Here is a 15,622-nt window from a genome sequence, read left to right on the forward strand (position 1 = left end):
AAGGCTGTTTCGGAACGAAACCGCAGGTCAGAAGCGTCGCTCGGCCGGGTGAGCTGACTCACCGATCTTCAGAAAACCCTTGTCGAAACGGGTGCTTCGTGAAAGCATTCACAAGCACCCAAAAAAACGACCGCCATGACGACTATGGCGCGGAGTACCGCGCCGTTATGAAGGAGCTCAGAAACATGGACTGGCGCCACGACGCGGCCTGCCGAGACGAGGACCCCGAGCTGTTCTTCCCCGTGGGAACCAGCGGTCCTGCTCTGTCGCAGGTAGCGCAGGCGAAGGCCGTGTGCCACCGCTGCACCGTCGCTTCCGACTGCTTGGCCTGGGCATTGGCCAGCGGGCAGGACGCAGGCGTTTGGGGCGGGATGAGCGAGGACGAGCGACGGGCCCTGAAGCGCCGTCGTACGCACATCGGCACGCGTACCTCCGCCTGAGTCTTTCGGACTCAGCACGCTTCATCGCATCACTCACAACTGAGCAAGACCCCAAGCTTCGGGAATATCCTGCGGCGCGATGGCTGTATGGCCGTGCGCCGTGAGGTGACACGTACCCGACTTGAGCTTAACAAGCGAGGCCGACACGCCCTCACGGGGGTATGGCTTCAGCGGACTTTTCCCAAGTCCTCCCGCGGAACCGTTACAGGGCCGGCGCCACTTCTCTTCGGGCGCCGGCCCTAAAACGTGTCCGGATAAGACTGTCCCTTGTGGACGATCAAACGCGACAGTCCACTAGAGACGCCGGGACAGCGGAATCCTCAGCGCCGCTTCGGTTCCCAGCCGTCGTCCGCCGGTCTCGTCGGATTCCCCGCGCAGGCCCCGGATCGACAGCGATCCGCGCAGCTCCGACTCCACCAGTGTCCGCACGATCTGGAGCCCGAGGCCGTCGCTGCGCTCCAGTGAGAAACCCGAGGGAAGCCCGCGCCCGTTGTCGCGGATGACGACGTCGAGCCAGCGGGCGGAGCGTTCCACCACCAGTTCGACCTTGCCCGGCCGCCCGTCGGGGAACGCGTGCTCGATGGCGTTCTGGACGAGTTCGGCCAGCACCATCACCAACGGCGTCGCGATCTCGGCGACGACGACACCGAACGAGCCGGTACGCGAGAGGCCGACCTGCGATTCCGCCGTCGCGACCTCACCGACCATCGGGAGGACGTTGTCGAGCAGCTTGTCGAGGTCGACCCGCTCGTCCACCGAGATGGACAGCGCCTCGTGCACCATCGCGATCGACGAGACCCGGCGCACGGACTCGCCGAGCGCGAGCCGCGCCTCCTCGCTGGAGGTCCGGCGCGACTGGAGCCGCAGCAGCGCGGCGACGGTCTGCAGGTTGTTCTTCACGCGGTGGTGGATCTCGCGGATGGTCGCGTCCTTCGACAGGAGAGCGCGGTCACGGCGCTTCACCTCGGTGACGTCGCGCACCAGCACCAGCGCACCTGCGGCCTGCCCGGCGGGACGCAGCGGCAGCGCGCGGAACAGCACGACGGCACCGCGCCGGGAATCCGCCTCCGTCCGGCTGCTGGGCTTGCCGTCGAGCGCCTCGATGATCCGATGCGACACCTCGGTCGCGTCGAACGGGTCACGGATGAGCGACCTGGTCAGCGGCGCCAGGCGCTGCCCGACCAGATCGGACTCGTGCCCCATCCGGTGATACGCCGAGAGGCCGTTCGGGCTGGCGAAGACCACCGTGCCGGTCGGATCGAGGCGGATCAGGCCGTCGCCGACCCGCGGGCTGGTGTGCGTGTCCGTTTGGTTCCCCGGACTGGGGAAGGTGCCGTCGACGATCATCTGGCACAGGTCGCCCGCGCTGCCGAGATACGCGATCTCGAGCGGGCTGGGCACCCGCGAGGCCGCCAGGTTGGTCTCGCGGCTGAGGACGGCGATCACCGTGCCGCCGAACACCACCGGGATGGCCTCGCGGCGCATCGGCAGGTCGCGGTACCAGTGCGGGTCCTCCTCGCGGCAGATCCGCACCTCGCGGCTCGCCTTGGCCAGCTGCGGATGCTCGTCCACGGTGAACCGGGAGCCGACGACGTCCTCCGGATGGGCCGTCGGCGCCGTCGTCGGGCGCGCGTGGGCGACGCACACGTAGTCGCCGCCGTCGGGTTGCAGTTCCTCCGAGACGGCGACCCACAGCAGGAAGTCGGCGAAGGACAGGTCGGCCAGCAGCTGCCATTCGGCGACCACGGTCTGGAGATGGTCCGCGGCTTCACCGGACAGGCCGGTGTTCTCCGCGAGCAGATCGGAAAGGGTGGACACGTCCCCATCCAAGCAGGGTGAGGGCCGCATGACACACTGGAGAGGTTGACCCTGGCCCAGCGGTGTCGTATCACCCCGCGAGGGCCACTCGGACGAGGAGTGAAACATGTCGAAGCGCGCCCGCAAGCGTCGCGACCGTAAGAAGAACGGCGCGAACCACGGCAAGAAGCCCAACTCCTGATCATTCGATCAGACGGCGAAGGCCCCCGCACCGATCGGTACGGGGGCCTTCGTGTGTCCTGAGCCGCTTATTCGAAGGTCTGCTCGATCTTGACCTCGGTGCGCTCGATGGTCAGCGAGCCCTTGGTCTGCACGGTCTGCCGGATCGAGGCCCGCAGCCGGGACTTGAGGTCGTCCGGCGCGTGGTCACCGCCGCACTTGCGGGCGAGGAGCTGCTTGATGTGCTCGTCGATGCCGTATTCCTCGAGGCACGGCGGGCAGTCCTCGATGTGCTTGCGCAGGGCGGCGTCGCGCTCGGCGCTGCACTCCTTGTCCAGCAGCAGGTAGATGTCGGCGAGGGCTTCCTCGCACCTGACCTTGTCGTCCGCGCCGGCGCAGTAGTCCTCGGTCATCGCCCCGCCACCTCCTGCTGTTTGCCCGAGCGGATGAAGCCCCGCTCGCGGGCGACGTCGGCGAGCAGGTCACGGAGCTGGGCGCGGCCGCGGTGCAGCCGGGACATCACGGTGCCGATGGGCGTGTCCATGATCTCGGCGATCTCCTTGTACGCGAAACCTTCGACATCGGCGAGGTAGACCGCGAGGCGGAACTCCTCGGGCAGCTTCTGCAGCGCTTCCTTGACGTCGGCGTCGGGCAGGTTGTCCATCGCCTCGACCTCGGCCGAGCGCAGCCCGCTGGAGGTGTGACTCTCCGCCTTGGCGATCTGCCAGTCGGTGATCTCCTCGGTGGGCTGCTGCACCGGCTGGCGCTGACGCTTGCGATAGCCGTTGATGTAGGTGTTCGTGAGGATGCGGTACATCCACGCCTTGAGGTTCGTGCCCGCCTTGAAGGACGCGAAGGCCGCGTACGCCTTCAGGTACGTCTCCTGGACGAGGTCCTCGGCGTCGGCGGGATTCCGGGTCATCCGCATGGCGGCCGAGTACAGCTGGTCGAGCAGGGGCATCGCGTCCCGCTCGAAGCGCTCGGCCCGCGCGGCCGCCTCTTCGGCGTCCGTGCCCGTGTCCGGCGCGGGATTCTGCGTGCTCGGCAAACCGTTCCCTTCCCGATCGGCGTCGATGCGCTTGTGCGCATGAGACGTCGTCGAGTTTACGCGGGGGCGGATCACCTGGCCGCCCGGCGTGCGCGGGATCAGGATTCGGGGAGCTTCCAGTGTGGTGGACACGTGCCTTTCAACAGTGCGGCCCGGCCGGGCATTCCCGGCACGCTCGTAGACTTCGCCCATGGCAGGCAAGGGAACCCCGGCGACGGCGCTGCTGGCGAAGCAGAAAGTGGCGCATGTTCTGCACGCCTACGACCACGATCCGCGGGCCGAGTCGTACGGCCTCGAAGCCGTCGAAGCGCTGGGGCTCGACCCCGCGCGCGTGTTCAAGACACTGGTCGCCGAGGTCGACGGGAAACTGACCGTCGGCGTGGTCCCGGTCACCGGCCAGCTGGATCTGAAGGCGCTGGCGGCCGCCGTGGGCGGGAAGAAGGCGAAGATGGCCGACCCCGCCGCCGCGCAGCGCGCGACGGGCTACGTGCTCGGCGGGATCTCGCCGCTCGGGCACCGGAGCAGGCTGCCGGTGGTGATCGACTCGTCGGCGGAGAAGTTCGAGACCGTGCACTGCTCGGCCGGGCGGCGCGGGCTGGAGGTCGAGCTCGCGCCCGGCGACCTGGTGAGGCTCACCGGCGCCGTGGTCGCCCCGATCGCGGGCTGACCTCACCCTCGCGAGGGAGAGGGATCGGTCCGCAGCGGGAAGATCACGCGGCCGCACCCGGGAATCGTCGTCGGCAGGCGAAAGACGACTCCTGGGAGCGACGAAATGACCGAGACCGTGCCCGACGTGCCGAGATGGGCGAACCTCGCCGCCCACGCGACGCTGCTGGTGACCTTGCCCTCCGGGCTGTGGCGGATCGCGATGGGCCTCGGCATCCCGGTCGGGTTCACCGCGCAAGGGCTGGTGGAGTTCGGGATCCCCGGCTGGGGCACGGCCTACGTCTTCGGGCTGAGCCTGCTCGCCGAAGCGCTCGCGTTCCTCACCCTCGGGCTCGTCCGGCCGTGGGGCGAGGTGTGGCCGCGCTGGTTCCCGGGGCTGCGCGGCCGCCGGATCCCGCCGCTCGCGGCGATCCTCCCGGCCGCCGCGGGCGCGCTCGCGCTGACCGGGCTGGGTGTCCAGGGACTGTTCGGCTGGGCGGAGGCCGGTTCCTCGATGGGTCCGGGGAGCTGGGAAGACTCGCCGGTCTACGGCGTCGTCATGGCGGCCTGTTACGCGCCGCTCCTGCTCTGGGGCCCGCTGCTGGCGGCGGTCACCGTGCACTACGCCCGGCGGCGGCTCTCAGGTGAGCGGCCGCAGCACACGCTCCAGCCACTCGGCGGCCGCGCGTGACACGCCTTCGAGGTCGGCGCTGAGGTTGTGGTCGCCCTTGAGCACCACGATCTCGTGATGCGGCCCCGCCTTGGGCAGCCCGAACGGGTCACGGTCGCCCTGCACCACCAGGGTCGGGACCTCGACGGCGTCGAGCTCACCCTGCCGGGATTTCTCCGGCTTCCCCGGCGGATGCTCGGGGAAGGCCAGGCAGAGCACCGCCACCGCCTGCCCCGTCGCGGCGGTCCGGCAGGCGACGCGGGCACCGGACGACCGGCCGCCGAACACGAGCGGCAGATCGTCGAAGCGCGCGGAGATCTCGTCGGCGACGGTGAGCCAGGCGGTGTCGAGCTGGGTGGCGGGAGCGGGCGCCCGGCGGCCGGCCACCCGGTACGGCTGCTCCACGAGCGCGACGTGGACACCGGCTGCCTGCGCCGCACGGGTGACCGCGACCAGGTCCTTCGCGCCGATCCCCCCGCCCGCGCCGTGGCCGAGCATCAGCACCGCGACGCCTTCCTCGGCACAGTGCAGCTCGGCCCGCGCGGGGCCGTAGGCGGTGTCGATCTCCAGCTTCGTCATGAGTTCGGCAGCTCGAAGAGCGGGCTTTCGGTGGCGGGTTCGACGCGGTCCACCAGCTCCGGGCCGTTGTTGCGGACGTTGTTGACCAGGCTGGACACCGGCCGCAGCTCGATCGTGTCGACCAGGTCCGCCGGAGGCGGGACGAGCAGGTCGGTGACGTCGGCGAGGTCCGGGTCGAGCCAGGTGTCCCACTTTTCGCGCGGCATCAGCAGCGGCATGCGGTGGTGGATGTCGGTGAGCCTGCCGACCGAGTCCGTGGTGATCACGGAGAAGGTGATCAGCGGGTCGGCGTCCTTGTCGTCCTTCGGCCGCCAGGTCTCCCAGATCCCGGCGAACGCGAGCGACTCGTCACCCGGTCCGGTCATGAAGAAGGGCTGCTTCTCCTTGCCGTCGCGCCGCCACTCGAACCAGCCGTCGGCTGGGACGAGGCACCGCCGCGCGGAAACCGCCTTCTTGAACGACGGCTTCTCCTTCGCGGTCTCGGCGCGCGTGTTGATCATCTTCGAGCCGACCCCCGGGTCCTTCGCCCAGAACGGGACCAGCCCCCAGCGCATCATCCGCAGCGACCGCACGGCGGGCTCGTCTTCGAGCACCGCGCCGTCCGCGTCACGCGGATGCCGCTGCACGACGGTGGGCACGACCTTGGTCGGCGCCACGTTGTGGTCGGTCCGGACCCGGCCCTCGGTCAGGTCCACCGCGGCGAACTCGTCGATCAGCGCCGCCGGGTCCTTGGTCGCGGCATAACGCCCGCACATGCGTAAACCTCCCTGATCGACAGCCATCGTTACACGCTGACGAGGCGTTGGCGAGCAGCATGGGATCATTGTCCCGCGGGATGCGAAGAGCAGGAGGCGGTTTGGCTGGCAAGGACTGGCGCAGGCTGGACGAATCCGACGTGCGGATCCGTCCCGGCAAGGGCACCAGGCCGCGCAGCAAACGCCGCCCCGAGCACGCGGACGCCTCCACCGCGATGGTCATCGGCAAGGACCGCGGCCGCTGGACCTGCGCGATCGACTCCGATCCGGACCGGGTCGTCACCGCGATGCGGGCCCGTGAGCTCGGCCGGGTCCCGGTCGTCGTCGGCGACACCGTCGGCATCGTCGGCGACGTGAGCGGCAAACCCGACACCCTCGCCCGCATCATCCGGGTGGACGAACGCTCCAGCGTGCTGCGCCGGACCGCGGACGACACCGACCCCTTCGAACGGGTGGTCGTCGCCAACGCCGAGCAGTTGCTGATCGTCACCGCGCTGGCCGATCCCCCGCCGCGCACCGGATTCATCGACCGCTGTCTCGTCGCCTGCTACGCGGGCGGCCTGGAGCCGGTCCTGTGCCTGACGAAGGCCGACCTCGCGAGCCCGGACGAACTCCTCGCCGGCTACGCGGGCCTCGACATCCCGGCCGTGGTCACCCGGCACGACGAACATCCGGAAGAGCTGACCGGACGGCTCAAGGGCAGGCTCACCGCGCTGGTCGGGCATTCCGGGGTCGGCAAGTCCACTTTGGTCAACCGGCTGGTGCCGGACGCCGGGCTGGCGACCGGTGTGGTCAGCGCGGTCGGCAAGGGCAGGCACACGTCCGTCGCGGCGGTCGCGCTCCCCCTCCCCGGCGGCGGCTGGGTGGTCGACACCCCCGGCGTCCGCTCGTTCGGGCTGGCGCACGTGACCGCCGACGACATCGTCCTGGCTTTCGAGGAATTCGCCGAGGCGGCCGAAGAGTGCCCCTCCGGCTGCGGGCACCTCGGGCCGCCTTCGGACCCGGACTGCGCGCTCGACGACGTGGTCACCGAAGGTCACGCGAGCGCGGAGCGGCTGACGTCGTTGCGGCGGCTTTTGGGCTCCCGTGCCGGGCACGACGACGAGCGGTAACTAATTCCGGCTGCGCGCGATAACCCGTTCGGATTAGATCAACTTTCCTGAGGGGTCCCCTTGAAGCGCGTAACCACACTCGCCGCCGTCGCCACGGCCGCCGTCCTGGCGCTGTCCGCCTGCGGTGGCGAGAAGCAGCCCGGCGCGGCTGCCCCCGCTCCTTCGGAGCAGAAGAGCCTGCTTTCGGCGCCGCTCGGCGACCCGATCCAGCTCGTGGCCCTGACCCGCGAGAGCACCAAGAAGGCCAAGTCGTTCAAGATGACGATGGAGACCGTCGCCGGCACCGAGAAGAACACGGTGACCGGGCAGGGCGTGTACGAGGGGGACAACACCAAGTTCTCCATGGTCATGGACGACGTCAGCAAGAAGGTGGAAGTCCTTTTCGTCGACAACACGTTCTTCTTCAAGCTCGGCGCCGACGACAAGACCGAGCTGAAGACCGACAAGGCGTACGTGAAGATCTCGGCCGACGGCCAGGACCCCATCTCGCAGTTGCTCGGCAAGATGCTGTCGAAGGCCGTCAAGGAAAGCGACCCGTCGCGCACCCTCGAGCAGATCTCCAAGGCCGGCAAGATCACGAAGTCGGACCAGGTCGAGCTGAACGGCGAGCGGACCAACCACTACCTGATCGAGATCGAGGTCGAGAAGGTCCTCGCCCTCATCGTGGGCGAGGTGGGCGTCCCGTTCCCGGCGGATGTCCAGCAGAAGATCGACGAGAAGCTCAAGGGCAAGAACGTCACCATCCCCACCGAGCTGTGGCTCAACGCCGATCAGTTGCCGGTGCAGGTCGTCTCCGACGCCAGCGCGTTCGCGAAGGCCATGGGTGCCCCCGGTGACAGCGTCGCCAAGACCACGGTCAAGTACACCGACTGGGGCAGCCCGGTGAACGTCACCGCACCGCCCGCCGACCAGGTCGGCGACCTGACGGAGATCATGAAGAAGGCCGGCGGCCAGTAAGATGCGTCGCACTTTCAAGCTGACCGCGGTGACCGCTGCCCTGACCCTCGTGATCACGGGCTGCGGCACCCGGCCCGGCGTGACCGCCGAGAACACCAACGGCGCCGGCGAACTCGCGCTGGCCACCCCGTTCACCGACGCGCTCGGCCTCGTCGAGGCCGCGAAGCAGGGAACGCAAAAGGCGAAATCCTCCAAGACGACCATCGACGGCATGATGGGGACTTCCAAGGTCACCGGAACCGTGGTGGGCCTCTACGACGGCCCCGCCTCGAAAATCGAGGCGAACATAACCTCCGACGGCCAAACGGCCGGGCTGCGCCTGGTCGACCAGACCCTGTTCGTCAAGCTGCCCGCCGAGGAGAAGGCCCGGCTCAAGACGGACAAGGCGTGGGGGAAGGTCCCGCTGAACAGTGAGGATCCCGGAGAGAAGGCCGCGGGGAAGGCCATGCTGAGGTCCCTCGAGATGGGTGACCCGGCGAAACAGCTGGAGATGGTCGAAAAGACCGGCCGCGTCATCAGGTCGGAACAGATCCGGCTGGACGGCGTCCCGGTGAACCACTACTTCGTCGAATTCGACGTCAGGAAGCAGATCGACCTGTTCCTCGGTGACGACCTCCCCGCCGATCAGCGGGCGGAGGTCGAGAAGCGGTTCGAAGGCAAGGATCTGCGGGTTCCGGCCGAACTGTGGCTCAATGCCGAGCAGCTTCCGCTGAAGATGACCATGGACATGACCTCGTTCATGAAGTCGGCGGGAGGCTCCCAGACCGGCGAGGCCAAGTCGACGTATACCTACAGCGACTGGGGCACGCCGGTGGAGGTCACTCCGCCGCCCGCCGCCGAGGTGGGCGACTACGCCGAAATGATGAGGCGGGCGGGCCGCTAGACCTTTGCGCGTGAAGGCCCCCTTCCCTCGGCTGAGCCGAGGGAAGGGGGCCTTCACGCGCTTCCGGACCGTTCGGACGGTGGAAATTCACGCGATAGGCGCTACGGTAGTGGTACAGACCATTCACCCGAGGGAGTCCCATGCGTGCCACCGGATTCGCCGTCGTCTGTACCGCTCTCCTGCTGCTGGGCGGCTGTTCCGGCGAAGAGAAACCGCCGGTGAACGACGCGGCGCAACTGGCCTCGGCCGCCGCCGCGAGCACGCAGAAGGCCCGCTCGTCCAAGATCGCGCTCGAGACCACAGCCGACGACGGCCGCAAGGTCGTGGTCACCAGTTCCGGGCTCTACGAGGGACCGAACAGCAAGTTCTCCATGGTCGCCGAGATCGCCGGGGAGAAACGGGACCTGATCTTCGCCGACGGCGTCCTCTACTACCACCTGTCGGACGCTCAGGTCCAGGAACTCAAGACCGGCAAGGAATGGGTCAAGATCACCGCCGACGGCAAGGACGCGCTCTCCGCGGCCAACGGCGCGCTGATGACGAACGTCGTCGAGACGATGGACCCGACCCGCACGATCGACCGGATCGCCAAAACGGGCAAGGTCACGAAGTCCGGGCAGGCCGATGTGAACGGCACGGCCGCCACGCATTACGTCCTCGATCTCGGCGGCGCCCCCGCCGAGGTGTGGCTGGACGCCGAGCAACGTCCGGTGCAGGTCAGCATCGGCAAGGCGACGGTGAAGTACGAAAGCTGGGCCTCCGACGTGGTGATCATCGCGCCGCCGCCCGAGGCGGTCGGCGACAGCCGCTGAGCCTTCCCCCGATCGGGGTGCGGACCGCGGCTGTGTTTCGCTTGGGCGGCCGCCTTTGAAAGCAGGTCCCTCATGCGGAGAACGGCCCTCGCCACCGTTGTGCTCGTATTCGGCGCGCTGCTCGGCGCGTGCGACGGCGGAGCCGTGGCGTTCGCCGATGCCCGCGCGCTCGCCGACGGGGCCACGTCCGCGATCGACGGCAAGGCCGCGAAGTTCGTCACCGAGGTCACCGCGGGCACGATGCGGTCGAAGAGCCAGGGAGAGGCGAAGGTCGTGGGGGCGGGCACCGCGCTGGCCATGACCACGGACTTCCTCGGCGAGCCCCTCGAACTCCGGCTCGTAGACAAGATCGTCTTCGCCAAGGTCCCGGAGGCCGCCCGCGAGGACGTCCCCGGCGGGAAGCCCTGGGTGAAGGTCTCCCCCGACGGCGCGGACCCGTTTTCGCAGGTCGCCGGCGGCAGCATCGATCAGCTGGCGAAGCAGAACGACCCCGCCCGCGCGTTCGGCCAGGTGCGGAAGGCCGGCACGCTCGTCGAATCCGGGCACACCGAACTCGACGGGGTGCCCGCCGAGCGCTACCGGCTGGACGTCGACATGGCCGCGCTGGGCGGTGATCTGCCCGCCGGGTTGTCGGCCGAGGCCCTCGGGGAGCTGCAGGGGAAGCTCGGGAAGATCCCCATGGAGATCTGGCTCGACGACGCCCACCGGCCGTTGCGGATCGTGCTCGACCTCGCGCCCGTCCTCGCCGCTTCGGGTGTCCCGGACAGCTCTATGGCCCGCATCGTCACCCGCTACAGCGAATGGGGCACGCAGGCCGACATCCAGGCGCCACCGCCGGAGGACATCGGGGAAATCCCGGCGGGCTGACCTGTCACGTTCCCCGCGCGCGTCTCGTCCCTCGGGTAGCGAGACAGGAGGAACGGACATGCGCGTGATGGTGATCGGGGCGACCGGGGTGCTGGGGCGCCCGCTGGTGCGGCGGCTGCTGGCCGAAGGCCACGAGGTGAGCGGGCTGGCCCGCGGGGCGGACCGGGTCGCGGCGGTGCGCGCGACCGGCGCGAAACCGGTGCCGGGTTCGCTGTTCGACGTCGATTCCCTGGCGGGCGCGCTGAACGGGCACGACGCCGTGGTCAACGTCGCCACCCGCATCCCGGACGCGCGCCGGGCGATGACGCTCTCCGGCTGGGCCGAGAACGACCGCGTGCGGATCACCGGCAGCCGGACCCTGGCGGACGCCGTGCGACGGGCCGGCGAGGTGGGAATCGTGGTGCAGGAAGGGATCTCGTTCGTCTACGCCGACGGCGGCGACCAGGAACTGGACGAGGACTCGCCCCTCGAGCTGCGCGGCAATATCGCGTCTTCGACGGTGGCGCACGCGAACATCGCGGAACTGGCGGACGAGGGCCGCACCGCGATCCGGCTGCGGATCGGGCTCCTGGTCGCCGGCGATCCGATGACCACGACGATGCTGGCGGCCGCGCGGCGCGGTTCGCCGCTGATCATCGGCCGCCGGACCGACTGGACCGCGGCGATCCATCCGGACGACGCGGCGGCGGGCGCGATCGCGGCGCTGCGGGCACCGAGCGGCGTCTACAACCTGGCCGCGGATCCGGTGCGGAAGCAGGAACTCGGCGAGGCGATGGCCGCGGCGGCCGGTGTCCGCCGTCCGCGCGCGCTGCCGAAGTGGCTGGCGAGCCGGCTGGGCCTGATGTCGGTGCTGGCGCGTTCGCAGCGCGTGGTCTCGACCAGGCTCACCGAGGCGACCGGCTGGCGCCCCGAGCGCCCGGTGCCCGGGCCGTCCTGGTTCTGACGCGTTTCGGAGCGGCTAGAGGAGTTCCAGCAGGAACGGGAGCTCCTGGGGCGCGTACCAGGCGAGTTCGTGGTCTTCGGCGTCGCCGAGGGTGAACTCCGCGTCCGGATCGCCGAGGTCGGCCTGGTCGATCACCGCGGCGGCGGCCTGGACGGACTCGGCCGCTTCGGCCGCGTCGACGTGGATCGCGGCGACGTCGGCGATCTTCACCGGCCCGGACAGCCGGACGACGGCGGCGTCGAGATCCGGGCGCAGCGTGACCTCCTCGACGTCGGCCGAGATCACCACGCGCCGCGGCTCGGGCTTCTCCTCGGCCGCGATCAGCCGGAGCGACGCCCTCGCGGCGTCGAGCAGCGCGGCGTACTCCAGTTCTTCGTCGGATCCGCTGGCGTAGGACTCCCGCAGCGCCGGGGTCAGCGCGAATCCCGTGCCGCTCCGCGCCCGGAACTCACCGGAGGTTTCGAGGTCACGGAGCATCGCGATCGTCGCCGGTAGATAGACCCTCACCAGTGCGCACCCTTCAGCTCTTCCAACGATTCCTCGATCATCCCGGCGAGCAGGTCCACATCGGACACGGCCTTGCGATCGCCGTTCAGTCCGAAGTAGACACCGCCGTGATACGAGGTGACCCCGATCGCCAGCGCCTGATTGCGCACCAGCGGCATGACCGGGAACATCTCCACCATCTTCGCCTGTCCCGCGTAGAGCGGCACCTGCGGGCCCGGTGAGTTCGTGATCAGCACGTTGAAGATGCGGCCCGACATCGACCCGGCCGCCCGCGCGCCCAGCGAATGCAGCGTCGCCGGGGCGAACCCGCCGACCGTCAGCAGTCCCCGCGCGGCGACCGAACGGCCAGAGTCGAGGTGGTCGGCCATCGCGTGGCCGATGTGCTGCAACCGCAGGACCGCGTTCGGCTCCCCGACCGGGAGATCGACCAGATAGGCGTCGACCTGGTTCCCGACCAGTGCCGGCGTCGAGTATTCGGCCGTCTCGGCGTCACGGACGGCCATCGGCACCAGCGCGCGCACGGTGGTCGTCGCGGTCAGGTTCGAACCGCGGGAGAGCAGCCATTCCCGCAGCGCGCCGGTGATCGCGGCGAGCACGACGTCGTTGACCGTGCCGCCGTGCGCGGCGCGGACCTCGCGGAAATCGTCGAGCCGCGTCCGGACCACGGCGAACATGCGGCCACCGGAGGTGCGGACGTTGAGCGGCCCGGACGGCGCCGGGCTCACCATGGTCTTCAACGCCGACGCGACGTCACCGACCGTTTCGGTGACCTTGCCCGCCATCGCGGTGGCGTCGTGGGCGATGGACCGGACGTTCTCCACCAGCTCCGTCGGCCGCTGCACGGTCTCGGCGACCGCGTCGAGGATCAGCTGGGTACGGCTCGGTTCCCGGCGGGGATGCCAGGTGTCGTCGAACGGTTCCGGCTCCTGCGGGGTGGCATCGAGGATCAGCTGCCCGATCTCGATGGTGCCTATCCCGTCCACGACGGACTGATGCGTCTTGGTCACCAGCGCGACCCGGTCGCCCGCGAGCCCCTCGACGAAGTACGCCTCCCAGAGCGGCCTTCCCGGGTCGAGCCGCCTCGACATCAGCCGAGCCACGAGATCGAACAGCTGGCCGTCGGAGCCCGGCTGCGGCAGCGCCGACCGGCGGACGTGGTAGTTCAGGTCGAAGTCGACGTCGTCGACCCACACCGGCCGGGCGAGGTGACCGGGCACCTCCAGCACCCGCTGCCGGTACCGCGGCAGGAAGGCGAGGCGCTGCCCGATCAGGTCCAGCAGCCGCTCGTAGGTGAAGCCCTCGCGCGGGCGCTCGAAGATCGCCACGCCGCCGACGTGCATCGGGGTCGAGTGGTCTTCCACGTACAGGAACGAGGCGTCCAGCGCGGAGAGGCGGTCGGGCATGGGCCGATCCTTACATAGTGGGACACTCGCCGGTGTGGGTGATGAGTCGGTGATCTCGCCGAAGGACCGGTTCCTGACGGTGTACGGGCGCAAACCGGTGCTCGAGGCCTTGGACGACGCGGCGCTCGAGGTGGACAAGGTGATCCTCGCCGACACCGTGCGCGGGCCGAACGCCGCCGAGATCCAGCGTGCCGCCAAGGCCGCCGGAGTGCCGGTGCAGCGCGCGAGCGCGCACCGCGTCAAAGTGCTGGCGGGCAACGGCAAACAGGACCAAGGGGTGCTGGCCGACGTCGTCGCCCCGCGGATGCGCTCCCTGCACGCGGCCCTGTCCGACGGCAGGCCGCCGTCGCGGGTGCTGCTGCTCGACGGCATCACCACCCCGGCCAACGTCGGGATGATCCTGCGCACGGCGACCGCCGCCGGGCTGGACGGGGTCGTGGTGCCGCGGCGCGGAGTCGCCGCCCTCGATCCGATGGTGGTCAAGGCTTCGGCCGGGGTCGCGTTCCGCGCGCCGGTACTGCGATGCGGCAGCGCGCGCGAGGCGGCCGAAATGCTCACCGAAGCCGGCTACGGGATCTTCGCGCTGGGCGCTTCCGCCCGCAGTTCGGTGTTCGACGTCGAGCTTCCGCAGCGCGCGGCCTTCGTACTGGGCGGGGAGACGAACGGCGTCGGCGCCGAGGTGGGCGAACTGGTGACGGAGTGGGTTTCGATCCCGATGCCGGGCGAGGTCGAGTCGCTGAACGTCTCGGCCGCCGCCGCGGTGCTGTCCTTCGAGCTGGTGCGCCGGGCTAAGGCTTCGGGAACAACGCGCTGAGCTCGGTCAGCGTCTCCTCGACCGACGTGTGGTGCACCCCCGCCATCCCGGCCGCCACCGCGGCGCGGACGTTGTGCGCGGCGTCGTCGACGAACACGCACCGGTCGGCGGGCAGGTCGAGCAGCCCCGCGGTCAGCAGGTAGACCTCGCGTTCGGGTTTGGCCACGCCGACCTCGCCGGAGAAGACGAGCGCGTCGAAGAACGGGCCGAGCGACCGTTTGGCCTCGTCCGACGCGCCGGGAGCGTTCGAGAGCAAGGCCGTTTTGATGCCGCGCGCCCTGGCCGCCCGCAGGTAGGCGTACAGCTCGTCCGCGCCGGCGTCCGTGAGCACCCCGACGTAGTCGACGACCAGCCCTTTCAGCACCGGCCCACCGTACACAAGCGATCACCGCCGGGTTCATCCTCTCGGGCGGTCCTTGTCGCGGCTTCGTCCGTCGCCCGCCCCTTAGTTGCTGGGCGCGGCCGGAGGGGCCGCGGAGGGGGACAACCTGATGAAGTCGTACGTACTGAGACGGCTCGAACCGTTCGAACCGCCGTACCGGGTCGCCGGCAGGCCGGAGAACCTGGTGCACCGGGCGGCGGTGCCGGACAACCAGCTCGTGCTGGACCTGCCGCTGTCCGGCGAAAAGATCGTGGAGGAACCACAGCCGCGGCCCGACACTCCCGACGGACAGCAGGTCGGCAGGCTGCTGACCACCATCCTCGAAGCCTGCGACGGGCGCCGTCCCGCGGTCCAGGTGCGGCCGATCCTCGACCCGGCGCTGCACAGCGCGCTGCTCGACAGCGGCCGGCGCCGTCCCTCTGGCGGCTACCGGCCGAAGTCGGTCCACCTGGGACATCCGGCGGACGGCGTCGTCGAAGCCTGCGCGACCGTCGAACAGAACGGGCGCTCCCTCGCGCTGGCCGCCCGCTTCGAGCGGACACCGTCGGGCTGGGTGTGCACCCGCTTCCACCTGCTGAAGCCGCCGCGACGGGTCTCCGCGCTCGCGGCCTGATACGCGTGAAGGCCGCTGCGCGGGCGGGCGGCAGACGGCCGGGCGGCTCGCAGGTGTTGCGAAAGCCACTTTCGCAACGTTGAAGGTTGTGAAAGTGGCTTTCGCAACACCCCGCGCCGCCGATCGGGCCCGACTGACGCCCGTGAAGCGCACGACGCGGCCTGAAGCGCGTGAAGGCCCCTTCCTTCGGCTGAGCCGAGGGAAGGGGCCTTCAC

The 15,622-nt window shown here is 69.8% G+C and carries 20 protein-coding genes; 12 read left to right on the forward strand and 8 right to left on the reverse strand.

Features of this window, described 5'->3' with window-relative positions:
- The first annotated feature begins 185 nt into the window (after positions 1-185).
- The gene (locus ACZ1DY_RS36630) at positions 186-440 is read left to right on the forward strand and encodes a WhiB family transcriptional regulator (RefSeq protein WP_007028999.1); all 255 of its coding nucleotides are present in this window, start codon (positions 186-188) and stop codon (positions 438-440) included.
- A gap of 294 nt (positions 441-734) precedes the next feature.
- Here ACZ1DY_RS36630 and ACZ1DY_RS36635 read toward each other — a convergent pair whose 3' ends face one another.
- Entirely contained in the window at positions 735-2,258 is a 1,524-nt protein-coding gene (locus ACZ1DY_RS36635) for a sensor histidine kinase (RefSeq protein ID WP_126735736.1), read from the reverse strand.
- A 106-nt stretch (positions 2,259-2,364) separates the two neighbouring features.
- Between ACZ1DY_RS36635 and ACZ1DY_RS36640 the strand changes: the two genes are divergently transcribed.
- A complete protein-coding gene (locus tag ACZ1DY_RS36640; protein ID WP_369299112.1) occupies positions 2,365-2,439 on the forward strand; it encodes a 50S ribosomal protein bL37 in 75 nt (24 codons plus the stop codon).
- A 67-nt stretch (positions 2,440-2,506) separates the two neighbouring features.
- Here the strand turns inward: ACZ1DY_RS36640 and rsrA are convergent, their stop codons facing one another.
- Together rsrA and ACZ1DY_RS36650 are read right to left on the reverse strand one after the other, a co-directional pair.
- Complete coding sequence (rsrA, locus tag ACZ1DY_RS36645; RefSeq protein ID WP_126735737.1) at positions 2,507-2,830, reverse strand: mycothiol system anti-sigma-R factor; 324 nt, start codon at positions 2,828-2,830, stop codon at positions 2,507-2,509.
- A complete protein-coding gene (locus tag ACZ1DY_RS36650; protein ID WP_126735738.1) occupies positions 2,827-3,465 on the reverse strand; it encodes a sigma-70 family RNA polymerase sigma factor in 639 nt (212 codons plus the stop codon). Before ACZ1DY_RS36650 ends, rsrA begins: the two co-directional genes overlap by 4 nt.
- Before the next feature lie 190 nt (positions 3,466-3,655).
- Between ACZ1DY_RS36650 and ybaK the strand changes: the two genes are divergently transcribed.
- A complete protein-coding gene (ybaK, locus tag ACZ1DY_RS36655) occupies positions 3,656-4,132 on the forward strand; it encodes a Cys-tRNA(Pro) deacylase (protein ID WP_257484453.1) in 477 nt (158 codons plus the stop codon).
- A gap of 105 nt (positions 4,133-4,237) precedes the next feature.
- The gene (locus tag ACZ1DY_RS36660) at positions 4,238-4,801 is read left to right on the forward strand and encodes a hypothetical protein (RefSeq protein WP_257484452.1); all 564 of its coding nucleotides are present in this window, start codon (positions 4,238-4,240) and stop codon (positions 4,799-4,801) included.
- Here the strand turns inward: ACZ1DY_RS36660 and ACZ1DY_RS36665 are convergent.
- Positions 4,751-5,359, reverse strand: a complete 609-nt coding sequence (locus tag ACZ1DY_RS36665; protein ID WP_126735741.1) for an alpha/beta hydrolase family protein — start codon at positions 5,357-5,359, stop codon at positions 4,751-4,753. The genes ACZ1DY_RS36660 and ACZ1DY_RS36665 overlap by 51 nt on opposite strands.
- Positions 5,356-6,114, reverse strand: a complete 759-nt coding sequence (locus ACZ1DY_RS36670; RefSeq protein WP_126735742.1) for an SOS response-associated peptidase — start codon at positions 6,112-6,114, stop codon at positions 5,356-5,358. The genes ACZ1DY_RS36665 and ACZ1DY_RS36670 overlap by 4 nt, the downstream gene beginning before the upstream one ends.
- Positions 6,115-6,215: 101 nt before the next feature.
- Between ACZ1DY_RS36670 and rsgA the strand changes: the two genes are divergently transcribed.
- From rsgA to ACZ1DY_RS36700, 6 genes are all read left to right on the forward strand, one after another.
- On the forward strand, positions 6,216-7,226 hold the full coding sequence (gene rsgA, locus ACZ1DY_RS36675; protein WP_257484451.1) for a ribosome small subunit-dependent GTPase A: 1,011 nt from the start codon (positions 6,216-6,218) through the stop codon (positions 7,224-7,226).
- Between the two features lie 60 nt (positions 7,227-7,286).
- Entirely contained in the window at positions 7,287-8,183 is an 897-nt protein-coding gene (locus tag ACZ1DY_RS36680) for an SCO4651 family lipoprotein (protein WP_465482415.1), read from the forward strand.
- Between the two features lie 28 nt (positions 8,184-8,211).
- Complete coding sequence (locus ACZ1DY_RS36685) at positions 8,212-9,066, forward strand: SCO4651 family lipoprotein (protein WP_465482416.1); 855 nt, start codon at positions 8,212-8,214, stop codon at positions 9,064-9,066.
- Between the two features lie 140 nt (positions 9,067-9,206).
- Entirely contained in the window at positions 9,207-9,878 is a 672-nt protein-coding gene (locus ACZ1DY_RS36690) for an SCO4651 family lipoprotein (protein WP_465482417.1), read from the forward strand.
- Between the two features lie 72 nt (positions 9,879-9,950).
- Positions 9,951-10,745: an SCO4651 family lipoprotein gene (locus tag ACZ1DY_RS36695; protein WP_465482418.1), complete on the forward strand. Its 795-nt coding sequence runs from the start codon at positions 9,951-9,953 to the stop codon at positions 10,743-10,745.
- Positions 10,746-10,803: 58 nt separating this feature from the next.
- Positions 10,804-11,688, forward strand: coding sequence for an NAD-dependent epimerase/dehydratase family protein (locus ACZ1DY_RS36700; protein ID WP_257484448.1), 885 nt, complete (start codon positions 10,804-10,806; stop codon positions 11,686-11,688).
- Between the two features lie 15 nt (positions 11,689-11,703).
- On the opposite strand, the gene ACZ1DY_RS36705 is transcribed toward ACZ1DY_RS36700, so the two are convergent.
- Together ACZ1DY_RS36705 and ACZ1DY_RS36710 are read right to left on the reverse strand one after the other, a co-directional pair.
- On the reverse strand, positions 11,704-12,195 hold the full coding sequence (locus tag ACZ1DY_RS36705) for a DUF6912 family protein (RefSeq protein WP_465482419.1): 492 nt from the start codon (positions 12,193-12,195) through the stop codon (positions 11,704-11,706).
- The gene (locus tag ACZ1DY_RS36710) at positions 12,192-13,598 is read right to left on the reverse strand and encodes a WS/DGAT/MGAT family O-acyltransferase (protein WP_465482420.1); all 1,407 of its coding nucleotides are present in this window, start codon (positions 13,596-13,598) and stop codon (positions 12,192-12,194) included. The genes ACZ1DY_RS36705 and ACZ1DY_RS36710 overlap by 4 nt, the downstream gene beginning before the upstream one ends.
- Positions 13,599-13,632: 34 nt before the next feature.
- On the opposite strand from ACZ1DY_RS36710, the gene ACZ1DY_RS36715 reads away from it, so the two are divergent.
- Positions 13,633-14,412, forward strand: a complete 780-nt coding sequence (locus ACZ1DY_RS36715) for a TrmH family RNA methyltransferase (protein ID WP_126735751.1) — start codon at positions 13,633-13,635, stop codon at positions 14,410-14,412.
- Here the strand turns inward: ACZ1DY_RS36715 and ACZ1DY_RS36720 are convergent.
- Positions 14,387-14,791 (reverse strand): HAD-IA family hydrolase, encoded by a 405-nt coding sequence (locus ACZ1DY_RS36720; RefSeq protein ID WP_126735752.1) that lies wholly within the window; start codon positions 14,789-14,791, stop codon positions 14,387-14,389. The genes ACZ1DY_RS36715 and ACZ1DY_RS36720 overlap by 26 nt on opposite strands.
- Positions 14,792-14,903: 112 nt before the next feature.
- Between ACZ1DY_RS36720 and ACZ1DY_RS36725 the strand changes: the two genes are divergently transcribed.
- The gene (locus tag ACZ1DY_RS36725) at positions 14,904-15,407 is read left to right on the forward strand and encodes an Rv3235 family protein (RefSeq protein ID WP_126735753.1); all 504 of its coding nucleotides are present in this window, start codon (positions 14,904-14,906) and stop codon (positions 15,405-15,407) included.
- The last annotated feature ends 215 nt before the right edge of the window (positions 15,408-15,622 follow it).

The sequence above is a fragment of the Amycolatopsis sp. PSD-21 genome, from assembly GCF_055561455.1.